General features: G+C 71.6%; 15 protein-coding genes and 1 tRNA gene. 8 read left to right on the top strand and 8 right to left on the bottom strand.

From position 1 onward, the window contains the following. Positions 1 to 80 precede the first annotated feature (80 nt). Both ABZU46_RS04035 and ABZU46_RS04040 read left to right on the top strand, forming a co-directional pair. Positions 81 to 154: transfer RNA gene (locus ABZU46_RS04035), tRNA-Gly, on the top strand. 116 nt (positions 155 to 270) lie between these two features. Then, positions 271 to 639: a VOC family protein gene (locus ABZU46_RS04040; RefSeq protein WP_354854973.1), complete on the top strand. Its 369-nt coding sequence runs from the start codon at positions 271 to 273 to the stop codon at positions 637 to 639. Between the two features lie 173 nt (positions 640 to 812). Here the strand turns inward: ABZU46_RS04040 and ABZU46_RS04045 are convergent, their stop codons facing one another. From ABZU46_RS04045 to ABZU46_RS04055, 3 genes are all read right to left on the bottom strand, one after another. Then, positions 813 to 1,457, bottom strand: a complete 645-nt coding sequence (locus ABZU46_RS04045; RefSeq protein WP_354854975.1) for a dihydrofolate reductase family protein — start codon at positions 1,455 to 1,457, stop codon at positions 813 to 815. Between the two features lie 34 nt (positions 1,458 to 1,491). Next, on the bottom strand, positions 1,492 to 2,196 hold the full coding sequence (locus tag ABZU46_RS04050; protein WP_354854977.1) for a dihydrofolate reductase family protein: 705 nt from the start codon (positions 2,194 to 2,196) through the stop codon (positions 1,492 to 1,494). Between the two features lie 117 nt (positions 2,197 to 2,313). Continuing rightward, entirely contained in the window at positions 2,314 to 2,511 is a 198-nt protein-coding gene (locus ABZU46_RS04055; protein ID WP_354854979.1) for a hypothetical protein, read from the bottom strand. A 141-nt stretch (positions 2,512 to 2,652) separates the two neighbouring features. Here ABZU46_RS04055 and ABZU46_RS04060 point away from each other — a divergent pair, with 141 nt between their 5' ends. After that, positions 2,653 to 3,531, top strand: a complete 879-nt coding sequence (locus ABZU46_RS04060; RefSeq protein WP_354854981.1) for an LLM class flavin-dependent oxidoreductase — start codon at positions 2,653 to 2,655, stop codon at positions 3,529 to 3,531. A 7-nt stretch (positions 3,532 to 3,538) separates the two neighbouring features. Here ABZU46_RS04060 and ABZU46_RS04065 read toward each other — a convergent pair whose 3' ends face one another. Genes ABZU46_RS04065 through ABZU46_RS04075 form a run of 3 tightly spaced genes read right to left on the bottom strand, consistent with a single transcriptional unit; the run spans position 3,539 to position 5,674 of the window. Beyond that, entirely contained in the window at positions 3,539 to 3,970 is a 432-nt protein-coding gene (locus tag ABZU46_RS04065; RefSeq protein WP_354854983.1) for an ASCH domain-containing protein, read from the bottom strand. Between the two features lie 57 nt (positions 3,971 to 4,027). Further along, on the bottom strand, positions 4,028 to 5,089 hold the full coding sequence (locus ABZU46_RS04070) for a hypothetical protein (protein WP_354854985.1): 1,062 nt from the start codon (positions 5,087 to 5,089) through the stop codon (positions 4,028 to 4,030). Positions 5,090 to 5,122: 33 nt separating this feature from the next. Then, positions 5,123 to 5,674, bottom strand: coding sequence for a phosphoribosyltransferase family protein (locus ABZU46_RS04075; protein WP_354854987.1), 552 nt, complete (start codon positions 5,672 to 5,674; stop codon positions 5,123 to 5,125). Positions 5,675 to 5,861: 187 nt separating this feature from the next. Here ABZU46_RS04075 and ABZU46_RS04080 point away from each other — a divergent pair, with 187 nt between their 5' ends. The 4 genes from ABZU46_RS04080 (at position 5,862) to ABZU46_RS04095 (ending at position 10,187) form a co-directional block, all read left to right on the top strand. After that, positions 5,862 to 6,494 carry a septal ring lytic transglycosylase RlpA family protein gene (locus ABZU46_RS04080; protein WP_354854988.1) on the top strand — a complete coding sequence of 211 codons (633 nt, stop codon included), beginning with the start codon at positions 5,862 to 5,864 and terminating at the stop codon, positions 6,492 to 6,494. Between the two features lie 101 nt (positions 6,495 to 6,595). Further along, a complete protein-coding gene (locus ABZU46_RS04085) occupies positions 6,596 to 7,723 on the top strand; it encodes a PP2C family protein-serine/threonine phosphatase (RefSeq protein WP_354854989.1) in 1,128 nt (375 codons plus the stop codon). 128 nt (positions 7,724 to 7,851) lie between these two features. Beyond that, a complete protein-coding gene (locus tag ABZU46_RS04090; RefSeq protein ID WP_354854990.1) occupies positions 7,852 to 9,708 on the top strand; it encodes an acyl-CoA dehydrogenase in 1,857 nt (618 codons plus the stop codon). A gap of 209 nt (positions 9,709 to 9,917) precedes the next feature. Further along, the gene (locus ABZU46_RS04095; protein WP_007454197.1) at positions 9,918 to 10,187 is read left to right on the top strand and encodes a DUF6458 family protein; all 270 of its coding nucleotides are present in this window, start codon (positions 9,918 to 9,920) and stop codon (positions 10,185 to 10,187) included. Positions 10,188 to 10,242: 55 nt separating this feature from the next. Here ABZU46_RS04095 and ABZU46_RS04100 read toward each other — a convergent pair whose 3' ends face one another. Further along, entirely contained in the window at positions 10,243 to 10,782 is a 540-nt protein-coding gene (locus ABZU46_RS04100) for a histidine phosphatase family protein (protein ID WP_354854991.1), read from the bottom strand. Positions 10,783 to 10,894: 112 nt separating this feature from the next. On the opposite strand from ABZU46_RS04100, the gene ABZU46_RS04105 reads away from it, so the two are divergent. Next, positions 10,895 to 11,182 (top strand): DUF6458 family protein, encoded by a 288-nt coding sequence (locus ABZU46_RS04105; protein WP_354854992.1) that lies wholly within the window; start codon positions 10,895 to 10,897, stop codon positions 11,180 to 11,182. Between the two features lie 69 nt (positions 11,183 to 11,251). Here the strand turns inward: ABZU46_RS04105 and ABZU46_RS04110 are convergent, their stop codons facing one another. Further along, on the bottom strand, positions 11,252 to 11,929 hold the full coding sequence (locus ABZU46_RS04110; RefSeq protein ID WP_354854993.1) for a hemolysin III family protein: 678 nt from the start codon (positions 11,927 to 11,929) through the stop codon (positions 11,252 to 11,254). Between the last annotated feature and the right edge of the window lie 23 nt (positions 11,930 to 11,952).

Consider the following 11,952-nt stretch of genomic DNA (forward strand, 5'->3'; position numbering starts at 1 on the left):
TCCGAGGTGACGGCGTCCCGCCGGCGCGTGGGGGTGGCTGGGTGCACCGGTTCGACGACTCGGGTACAGTGGTGCCGCCCGCGGGTGTAGTTCAATGGCAGAACATCAGCTTCCCAAGCTGACAGTGCGGGTTCGATTCCCGTCACCCGCTCCACGACCGAGGCGCTGACCAGGACGAGAGTCCCGGTCAGCGCCTTCGATGTTGCCGCGCGCGCACGTCCCTGGGCTGCCTCGCTCCTACCCGTTAGGGTCCGGTCAGGAGGTGGTCGCGTGTTCACCGAGGCTTTTCCCATCGTGACGACGCCCGACCTGCCGCGGTTGATCGCGTTCTACCGGGACGTCGTCGGCTTCGAGCTGACCTACCGGTTCCCGGAGGACGGTGAGCCGGAGTTCGTAGCCCTGCGGCTGGGCAGCAGCGAGCTGGGCCTGGCCGCCGACCCGCATGCAGGCGACCCCACCCTCTCGCGCCGCTGGGAGTTGTGCGTGTACGCCGACGACTGCGACGCGGCCGTGCACGTTCTGCGCGCGGGTGGCGCGACGGTCACCGAGGAGCCGGTCGACCAGCCCTGGGGTGAGCGGTCCGCCAGGGTCACCGACCCGGACGGCAACCGGCTGCTGGTCCTCTCCCGCCTGGCTTAGGGCATGTGTCAAGGGCCCTTTGCCGGACCGCCGCCCGGACTCCGCCTCGGCCCGACCGAAGACTTCGGACTGGCCGCTGCCATCGCAGGTCGCAGATCTTGGACAGTTTCCGTTAGCTGCTAACGGAAACTGTCCAAGATCTGTGCGCCGACGGCTCCCGCCTGTAGTGGCGGTCACCGTCTCCAGAACAGGAGATGGGTGACTCCGCTGGGGCTGGGCACCGACTCCAGGTGGAAGCGGTCGAGAAGTTCGTCGGGGCTCCCCCACAGCCGCTCGCCCCGGTCGAGGTCGACGGGCGCGACGGCGATGTGCATCGTGTCGACCAGGTCGGCCTCGAGGAACTCGCGGATGACGGCCACCCCGCCACCGAGGCGTACGTCCCGACCGTCCGCTGCCTCCTTGGCCTGGGCCAGCGCCTCGGCGGGGCTGGCGTCGAGGAAGTGGAACGTGGTGTCGGACAGGGTGAACGACGGCCGTACGTGATGGGTGAGCACGAAGACCGGCGTGTGGAACGGCGGGTTGTCCCCCCACCAGCCCTGCCACTCGTGGTTCTCCCAGGGGCCACGCTGGGGGCCGAACTTGTTGCGACCCATGATCTCCGCGCCGATGTTGCACTCGGCGTCGCGGGTCAGGTAGTCGTCCAGGCCGCGCGTGCCGCCCGGCTCCGTGCGGTACACGAAGCTGGCGGTGGCGGAACGCCAGGAGAACAGCGGGGTGGGGTCGGCGTGGCCGAAGGGCCGTTCCAGGCTCTGCCCCTCGCCGGTGCCGAACCCGTCCTGCGAAACGTTGAAGCACTGCACCCGCAACAGTTGTGGCATGAAAAGCTCCTCGTGAGGTTGATGAATGCGCGGGTCAGTTCGTGGTCGCCGTCGGGCCGCCGCCGCGGCCCCGGTCGTCGAGCACGAGCGGGGCGCGACCGCTCACCTCGTACCGGATGTGGGTGACCTGCGGGGTGGGGATGACCCGGGTCGGCGTCAGCTCGATGGCCTCCTTGTCGCCGAGGTCGAGGTCCGCGTCGAACAGCCGTAGACCGGTGCCGAGCACGACCGGTACGACGTGCAGTTCCAACTCGTCGAGCAGGCCGGCCTTGAGCACCTGCCGCACCAGGCTGCCGCCTCCGGCCACGGCGACGTTGCGGCCACCGGCCACTGCGCTCGCCTGCTCGACGGCGCTGGCCACGCCGTCGGTGACGTAGGTGAAGCTGGTGCCGCCACCGCGCAGCAGGGTTTCGCGGGGTCGGTGCGTGACGACGAAGACCGGCGCGCGGAACGGCGGCTCCTCGCCCCAGGGCACCTCACCGCCGTCGGCCATCCGCCGGCCCATGACGTACGCGCCGGCCGCGTCGAACGTCTCGGCCATCACGTCGGAGTTGGCGTCCTGCTCGCCGCCGGCGAAGCCCTGCCGCTCGCGCCACGCCATCGCGTCCGTCGCCCAGCGGGTGATCCGAAAGAAGCCGGCGCTCTCGGCCGAGTCGATCCAGTCGCCGTCGCCGTCGAACAGCGGGCCGGCGTAGAAGCCGTCCACCGACACCGACAGCTGTGCGGTCACCTTCGTCATGTCGCCTCTTACCTCTCCTCGGGTGGCGCCCACCGGGTGCCTGCTCGCAACGAGGTCGGAGCCGATCAGGACGCCCCTACCACGGCCAACTGTGACGTGGGACACACAGGGGGAGGGTTATGGCCTGCGGTCGATGATCGCCGCCTCGATCCGCAGACCGATGCCGGTCAGGATGAGAAAGGCGGCCAGGATCTGCGGTTGGAGCCCGCCGGTGCTGGAGAGCAAAGTGAGCAGCGCCGTCATGAAGCCGGCAATCAGCGACACGGTGCCCAAGACTCGTACCGTGTCGGCCCGCCGTGACCGCTGGTCCACCACGGCCGAACCGTAGCGAAGGCCCAGCGTCCGCGATGCCCCGCCACGGGCGGGCGAGGCTCAAGTTTGCCCGTTGAGCCAGGTGCCCGAGGGCGCGTAGCCGATGCTGAAGCAGGGGCATCGGACGCGGCTAGGCTGGCGATCATGCGGATTGGCATCGTGATCCTCCCGGACCAGCGTTGGGCCCAGGCGCAGCGTCGCTGGCGGCAGGCCGACGAGTGGGGCTTCGACCACGCCTGGACGTACGACCACCTGGGCTGGCGGGACCTGGTCGACGGCCCGTGGTTCGACTCGATGACCACGCTGACCGCCGCCGCCACGGTGACGTCCCGGATCCGGCTGGGCACGCTCGTGGCGTCGCCGAACTTCCGGCACCCTGCCGCCTTCGCCCGGCAGATCACCACGGTGGACGACGTCTCGGACGGCCGGCTGCTGCTCGGCCTGGGCGCGGGCGGCATCGGCTTCGACTCGGCGGTGCTGGGCGGTGAGACGCTGCCGCCGCGCCAGCGCGTCGACCGGTTCGCCGAGTTCACCGAACTGCTGGACCTGGTCCTTCGGGAGGACGGCACCACCTGGCGTGGTGACTGGTTCGCCGCGGTGGACGCCCGCAACAACCCCGGCTGTGTCCAGCAGCCGCGGGTGCCGTTCGTCGTCGCCGCGAACGGCCCGCGATCGATGCGGCTGGTGGCCCGGTTCGGTCAGGGTTGGGTGACCACCGGCACCGACGCCGATGACGTGGAGGGCTGGTGGGGCACCGTGTCGGCCCTGTCGGCGCGGATGGACCGGACGCTGGACGAGGCCGGCCGCGACCCGGCGACGCTGGACCGCTACCTGTCGTTGGACGCCGCGCCGGTGTTCTCGCTCAGCAGCGCGCAGTTCTTCGCCGACCAGGTCGGTCGGGCCGCCGAACTCGGTTTCACCGACGTGGTGACGCACTGGCCGCGAGCGAGCAGTTGGTACGCCGGCGACGAGGCCGTCCTGGGCGACGTGGCGACGCGACTGCTGCCCGAGCTGCGCGGATAGCGAGGGCTCAGGTGCCCAGGTCTCCGGTGGCCACGCCGCCCTCGCCGCCGGAGACCAGTCGCAGGCGCAGGCAGACGATCGGAGTGTCGTCGTCGACGGGGGTGCCGAGCCGCGCCCAGTAGGCCGAGTGCCCGGCCCGCCACTCCTCGATCGAGCGATCACCCTCGCCCTCGGCGCGGGCGAACTCCCAGGGCACGTCGCCGAAGCGCACCACCTCGACGCCGGTGATCTCCACGACGCCGGCCAGCGCGTCGTCGTCGTCGACCAGCGCGAGCCGTTCGCCGACCTGCTCCAACTCCTCGCCCTCTTCCGCGTACTCGGCGAGCCGGCCGGCCGTCGCGGTCTTCACGCCGGCCAGCACCAGGGTGTTCAGGCTCGCCCGCAGCTCGCCGGGGGTGCCGAGGGTGAGCGTGCGCAGGTCACCGATCCGAGGCCACATCCTGCCGAGGCTAGGCCAGCGCGGCCGGCACCGCCGCCGCAATTCGTCCGGCGCTGCTCAGATCAGCTGCCCGGCGTAGCCCGCGGCGTCGAGCAGCCGCTGGTCACCGCTGGCCGCGTGGGCGTCGAGGACCGCGTCGGCGAGCTTGACCACGTGCGCGTCGCCGTGTCGGGCCGCGCGAGCAAAGACCTCCGCCGGGGTCGCGACGGTCACCGACGGCGGGGCGATCCCGTCGGTCGGGGCGTACACCGAGGTCACGGCCGCCGTCGCGGCCCAGGCCGCGGCGAGGCTCGGCGCCCACAGCGCCCGGTCGAGAGCCGGCAGGGTACGCAGCACGGCGGTCGGCGCGGTGACCGCGTGCACCAGCATGACCGGCTCCGCGTGCCCGAAGCGCAGGTAGTCGAGGCCGGCACGGTGCACGAGCGTGACGAGCCCGCGCTCCGCCTCGGTCGGCGTCCGCGCGGGGCGCAGCGCCGCGAGCGCAGGTTCCCATCGGGGTACGCCCACCAGCCGACCCAGTCGATCCCGGATGCCCCCGGTCTGGTCGTCGATCCGGGGCACCCCGGCCAGCGCGGCGGCCACGTCCGGCCCGGCGGCGTCCGGGTGGGCCTCGGGTGGGTTCGACGTGACCGAGGCGAGCAGCCGCTCGGCGCCGGGCACCGGCTGCCAGCGGGCCGCCCAGTAGCCGAGGGCCTGACCCAGCTCGGTGAGCCGCTGCGGGTTCGCGTCGTGCAGGTGCAGGGCGCGTACGGCGTGCCCGACCCGGATCACCCCGTGCGTGGCGCCGGCGGCGATGCCGGGCAGCAGTCGGGGCCACCAGGTGCCGAGCACGTCCCGCCACGGCTGCTCGCGCAGGTGCCGGTCGAAGTACGCCAGCCAGTCACCGGCCCGCTTCGCGTCGCCCAGCGCCGCCCGCCAGTCGTCGATCGGGCGCAGCCCGCGGGGCAGCTCGTCGAGCCGGGTGAGGTAGTCGTCCAGCCAGCGGTGCACCCGTTGCTCGTGCCCGTGCCGGGCCAGCGCCTCGACGGCCATCGGGCCGTGGTTGGAGAGCCAGCCCTCGTATTCGGGTCCGTTGCGGTGCAGCCGGTCGTACGCCTCGTCGAGAATTCCGTCGCTCATGCGTCGATCGTCGAAGGTGAAGTGGACTTCAGGTCAACCCGGCAGATCCGCGCCGGCGATCAGGCCGGTGATCCGCAGTGCGGTGGCAGTCTCGGGCGGGCAGTCGACGGCCACCACTGCGGTGCCGAGCACCTGCGCGCCGCGCTTGGCGCAGATGTCGTAGAGGGCGTGCAGCTGCGCGCCCGTGCGGACCCAGTCGTCCACGACCAGAACGCGGTCGTCGGGGCCGAGGTGCCGGTCCCGGACGGCCAGGTCGACCTGCCGGCCCCGGTAGTCCGGCGGGCTCTGCGCCCAGGTGAGCGGGCCGGCCGGCAACCTTCCGTCGCCGGGTTTGTGGGCGGCCACGAAGCCGACCCCGAGGGCGGTGGCGGCCAGTGGCCCGAGCAGCAGGCCGGTGACCGCCGGGGCGAGCACCACGGTCGGCCGGGCGGCCCGGTACGGCGCCACCAGGGCCGGTCCCAGTTCGGCCAGCACGGTGGGGTCGCGCCACCAACCGGAGATGTCGCTGACCAGGTGGCTGGCGTCCGGGCCGGGGTCGATCCACCGGAACAGGGCGGCCAGGCGTTCGGTCAGCTCAGCGGGCATCCGTCCATCGTGCGGCACGGGCGCTCGGCGCGTCCGCACCCGGGCCGGTCGACCCACCCCGGCTCGGATGATCGGCTACACGTACTATGCCAAATACGGGCAGATCACCATGATCACGTTGACTTCGGAAGTGCTTCTCTCGTTACGGTCCGAACCGGTTTGTTCAGTCGACGAAAGGACCGGGCCGGTGGCAGGCAGGCACTCCCGTACCCGCATCTTCTCCTCCCCGGCGGGCATCGCGGCCACCGCTGCGGTCGGCGTCGCTCTCGCCGTCGGGGGCACCGTCGGCGCCGTCCAGCTGACCTCGGGCTCCGGGCAGTCGGGTCAGGCGACTCTCGACCTCACCCCGACCACCGCCCCCGCCAGCCTCGCCCCCAGTTCCCCGACCGCGTCACCGAGCGCCAGCGCCTCGCCGAGCGGGACGGCCAGCCCGTCCGCCAGCCGGTCGCCGCAGGCCGCCTCCCGGGCTAAGGCCCGCACCGAGTCGCCGAAGCCGCGCCCGACCGCGAAGAAGACCACAGCGGCGGCGAAGGTGCTGGAGAGCGGCTCGTGTGGCGCCTCCTTCTACTCCGACGGGCAGCTCACCGCCAACGGCGAGTCGTTCAACCCGAACGAGTTGACCGCGGCGCACAAGACGCTGCCGTTCAACACCAAGGTCCGGGTGACCAACCCGAGCAGCGGCAAGTCGGTCGTCGTGCGCATCAACGACCGTGGCCCGTTCATCGACGGTCGCTGCCTGGACCTGTCCCGCGCCGCGTTCGCGACCATCGCCTCGACCGACGTGGGCGCGCTGACCGTCCGCTACGAGGTGCTGGGCTGAGCGCAGCCGGGGCGGCCGATCCGGCCACAGGGCTGGGCCGGGCGGACAGAACATCCTCGGACGACGGGCCAGGTTCATTCACCGGTTCACGTGGATCAGGCATGCTGTCCCTCGTACCCACGCGACTCCTCCAGTCGGGCCGTAGCCCGCTGAGCCCCGGATCCCGCGCCGGCCTCGGCGCGGCCCTCGCCCTGCTCGCGATCGTCTCGGGGCTGGAGTTGGCCGACGGCCGTCGGGCGCACTACGTCGCGCTTCTGGTGGCCGCCCCGGTCCTGGCCGCCGCCCTGGCGGCCTGGCGGGTGGTGCTGGGTGTGGGTGCCGTGGCGACCCTGATCGGGGTGGGCTTCGCCCTGTTCGACCCGAGGATGATGCTGGTGACCTCGGTCAACGTGGTCGGCGTCGCGGTCGCGAGCGGGCTGGCCGTGGCGGTGGCCTCGATACGCCAGCGGCAGGCGGAGCAGATCGCCGAGCTGACCAAGCTGGCCTCGGTGGCCCAGCAGGCGGTGCTGCGCCCGCTCGGGCCGCAGGTCGGCATGCTCTCGGTGGCCGGTCGCTACATCTCCTCCACCGCCACGGCCGAGATCGGCGGCGACCTGTACGAGGCGATCGACACCCCGTACGGCGTCCGCATGATCATCGGTGACGTGCGCGGCAAGGGCCTGGATGCGGTTCGGCTGGCCAGCATCGTCCTCGGCTCGTACCGGCACGTGGCCTACGAGCGGGCCGACCTGCGCGCCGTCGTCGCCGACCTGGATCGTGCGGTGGCCCGCAACGTCGGCGACGAGGACTTCGTGACCGCCGCGTTGGTCGAGGAGCGGGGTGGGACGCTCACGATCGTCAACTGCGGGCACCCGTCGCCGCTGCTGCTGCGCCGGGGCGCGGTGATCCCGCTGGAGCCGCCGGCGCCGGCGCCGCCCCTCGGGTTCATGCCGGTGGTGCGCCCCCGCGTGGAACGCCTGGAGCCCGGCGACCGCCTGCTCCTGTTCACCGACGGTCTCGGCGAGGCCCGGCGGGACGGTGAGTTCTTCCCCACCGCCGACCGGGCGTGGCGGCTGCTCGGGCACGGCACGGTCGCCGACGGGCTCGCGTCGCTGGAGACGGCCCTCGTCGAGTGGGTGCACGGGCACCTGGACGACGACATCGCCCTGGTCCTGATGGAGTACGTCGGTGCCCGCACGGGCGCGACGTCGGCCGTGCCGAGCTGGGAGGTCGGCGCCGCCGAGAGCTGAGCGGGGCGTCCGGCGCGCAACTGTGTAATCGCCGTCACTTACGTGATCGGCTTGTCGCTGCCTACCCGCGAGTAATACAGTCGGGGTTACTGATCGGTAACACCTGTCCGGAAGCGGGGCCAGCGAGCATGACCCACTACAAGAGCAACCTTCGGGACCTCGAGTTCAACCTGTTCGAGGTCTTCGGGGCGGACCGGGCGTTCGGCCAGGAGCCGTACTCGGACCTCGACACCGACACCGCCCGGAGCTTCCTCGCCGAGGTGGACCGCCTCGCCCGCGAGGACCTGGCCGCCAGCTACACGGACAGCGACCGCAACCCGCCCGTCTTCGACCCGGCCACGCACACCGCGCCGCTGCCGGAGTCGTTCAAGAAGTCCTACCAGGCGTTCATGGACTCCGAGTTCTGGCGGCTGGACCTGCCGCCCGCGCTGGGTGGCACCAACGCCCCGCGGGCCCTCTGGTGGGCCCTCGCCGAGCTGGTGCTCGGCTCGAACGCGCCGGTCTGGATGTACGCCTCCGGTCCGTCCTTCGCGCACGTGCTGCACGTCGAGGGCACCGAGCGGCAGAAGGCCTGGGCCAAGCTCTTCATCGACAAGCAGTGGGGCTCCACGATGGTGCTCACCGAGCCGGACGCCGGTTCGGACGTGGGCGCCGGCCGCACCCGCGCCATCCAGCAGCCGGACGGCACCTGGCACATCGAGGGCGTCAAGCGGTTCATCACCTCGGGTGAGCACGACCTGAGCGACAACATCGTCCACTACGTGCTGGCCCGCCCGGTGGGCGTGGAGGGCGTCGGTGGCCCCGGCACCAAGGGCCTGTCCCTCTTCGTGGTGCCCAAGTTCCACTTCGACGAGACCACCGGTGAGCTGGGCGAGCGCAACGGCGTCTACGCGACCAACGTCGAGCACAAGATGGGCCTGAAGGTCTCCAACACCTGCGAGGTGACCTTCGGCGAGCACGGCGTACCCGCCAAGGGCTGGCTGCTCGGCGACAAGCACGACGGCATCCGGCAGATGTTCATGATCATCGAGTACGCCCGGATGATGGTCGGCACCAAGGCGATCGCCACCCTCTCGACCGGCTACCTCAACGCCCTGGAGTACGCGAAGAACCGGGTGCAGGGCGCCGACCTGGTCCAGCAGGCGGACAAGACCGCCCCGCGGGTCACCATCACCCACCACCCGGACGTCCGCCGCTCGCTGCTGCTGCAGAAGTCGTACGCCGAGGGTCTGCGCGCCCTGGTCCTCTACACCGCCACCTGGCAGGACAAGGTCGCCATCGCCGAGGCGTCCGGCGACGAGAAGGCCATCAAGCTGGCCAAGCGGGTCAACGACCTGCTGCTGCCGCTGGTCAAGGGCGTCGGTTCGGAGCGGGCGTACGAGCTGCTCGGCCACGAGGCCCTGCAGACCTTCGGCGGCTCCGGCTTCCTGCAGGACTACCCCCTGGAGCAGTACGTCCGGGACGCCAAGATCGACACCCTGTACGAGGGCACCACGGCCATCCAGAGCCTGGACCTGATCTTCCGCAAGATCGTCCGGGACAACGGCAAGGCGCTGATGGCGGTCGCCGGCGAGATCCAGGAGTTCATCTCCTCCGAGGCGGGCAACGGCCAGCTCAAGGAGGAGCGGCAGGCGCTCGGCAAGGCGCTCGCCGAGATCCAGAACATCCTCGGCACGCTGACCGGCTGGCTGGGCGAGGCGCAGGGCGGCGACACCCGCGCGCTCTACAAGGTCGGCCTGAGCAGCCGGCGGTTCCTGCTGGCCATCGGCGACCTGGTCGTCGGCTGGCTGCTGCAGAAGCAGGCCGACGTCGCGCTCAAGGCACTGGCCGGCGAGGTCTCCGCCACTGACAAGGCGTTCTACACCGGCAAGGTGGCCGCCGCCCGGTTCTTCGCCCGCGAGGTGCTGCCGCGCATCGGCGCCGACCGGCGGATCATCGAGGGCGCCGACCTCGACATCATGGACCTCCCGGAGGAGGCCTTCTGACCGTGCCACGGCACGCCTGAGCGGTTCCGGGTCGCACCACCCGGCGCTGACGTCGACGGCCGGTGGGGCAACCGCCCCGCCGGCCGTCGCTGGCTTCGCGGCCGAGACATTGGCTGAGCCCGGTCGGATAAGCCGGTGCCGTGGCGGGTAACCCGCCGTGACCACGAAAGGGAACGCCCAGAGCCACCGCACGGGGGAGTGCAGCGCACATGGGTGTAGGAAGCGGCATCTTTCTCATCGCGCTCGGCGCGATCATGACCTTCGCGATCAGGGCCAACGTCTGGTGGATAGACCTGCGCGCGGTCGGCTGGGTGTTCATCCTGGCCGGGCTGGCCGTGCTGCTGACCACCCTCTGGTTCTGGCAGGACCGGCGCAAGCGGGCCCGGACCCTCATCGTGGAGGAGAACCGGCTGTCCCATCCGACGGCGATGATGCCACCGCCGCCGGACCCCCCGCCGCCGACCGCGCCGCCGTCCTGACCCACGCCCGCCTGAGCACGTACGCCTGAGCCACCCGTCGCGCCCGACGGGTGGCTCAGCCGCGTGCGGTGTGCCGCTGCGCGACCGGCGCCCCGCCTCGGCCCCACTCCGTCCAGGCGGACACGCCGCGGTGCACCGCCAGCTCGGCGGTCCGTAAACCCTCCTCGTCCACCGTCTCCGGGTCGAGAAACGCGGACAGCAGCGAGACGCCCGGGTTGTGGGCGATCAGCAGCACGACCCGAGCTGCCGAGTCGGCGGTACGGACCAGCGCCAACAGTTCCTCGGGGTGGGCGTCGTACGCGCCGGGCTCGTAACGGACGGTCGGGCGGGGACCGGTCGGCCCTCCCTCCGGCGGCGAACCGGCCATCCCCATCGCCACCCCGTGCCAGGTCTGGCGGGTGCGCCGGGCGGTCGAGCAGATCACCACGTCGGGCAGCAGATCGTGGTGGGCCAGCCACGCGCCGGCCGCCGCCGCGTCGGCGTCCCCGCGGGCGCTGAGCGGGCGCTCGGCGTCGTCCGTACCCTCGCTGCCCTGCTCGGCCTTCGCGTGCCGGAGCAACACCAGTGTCCGCGTCTCGGCGTGGCTGTCCGTCATACCACCAGCTTGCCCGATTGGCGATCTTCCTGCCGGGGTAAGTCCAGGGATGCCGCACCCCTACCAACGGCCGCGGCGGACCGTACGCCAGGTTAGAGCCGAGGAGCGAGACATGGGCATTGGTGGCAGCATCTTCCTGATCGCGCTGGGCGCGATCTTCGCATTCGCCGTGGAGGCCGACCTGGGTTGGCTGAACCTGGCCGTGGTCGGTTGGGTGTTGATGCTCGCCGGTGTCGCCGGCCTGCTCGCCACCCTCTACTTCTGGAACAACCGCCGCCGCACAGTGGTCGCCGCCCCGGTCCGCGAGGAGCGCGTGGTGGCCGACCGGGTGGTGCCGGTCCAGGACGACCAGGTCATGCGGGAGTACCGCGAGGTGCGTCGGCCGGGTCGCCCCGTCTGATCCCTCGCTCGCACACTCCGGGGTCCCGCAGCGTGGCGGGGCCCCGGCTCGCGTGTGTGGGGGTCTGCCTCAGGCGAACAGTGCGAAGTAGATCGCGATGTGGTGGCACAGCGCCGCCAGCAGCGTGCACGCGTGGAAGAACTCGTGGTGGCCGAAGACGGTGGGCCACGGGTTGGGGCGGCGCAGCGCGTAGAACACCGCGCCGACGCTGTAGATGGCACCACCGACGATCAGCAGGACCAACGCCGTGACGCCGCCGCCGTGCAGGATGTCCGGCAGCATGGCGACCGCGACCCAGCCGAGCGCCAGGTAGAGCGGCGCGGAGACCCAGCGCGGCGCGTGCGGCCAGACCAGCTTCAGCGCCACACCACCCAGGGCCCCACCCCAGACCAGGGCCAGCATGATGGTGGCCTGCTGGGTCGAGAGCAGCATGACGCAGAGCGGGGTGTACGTGCCGGCGATGAACACGAAGATCATGCAGTGGTCCAGCCGGCGCATCACCTGGTAGCCGCGCTCCGACCACACCCGACGGTGGTACAGGGCGCTCGTGCCGAACAGCCCGCAGACCGTCAGGCTGTAGATGACACAGCTCACCAGGGGTGCCCAGCCCGGTCGGGTGGCGGCGATCGAGCAGAGCACGATCCCGCCGACCACGGCGACGAAGAAGGCGTACGTGTGCAGCCAGCCGCGCATCCGGGGCTTACCGATGTCGACCGGCTTCAGGCGAAGCGGGGCGGAGGTGGTCACGACATCAGGTTACGGCACCGTAG

Source organism: Micromonospora sp. NPDC005197 (assembly GCF_040608295.1).
Classification (GTDB): Bacteria; Actinomycetota; Actinomycetes; order Mycobacteriales; family Micromonosporaceae; genus Micromonospora.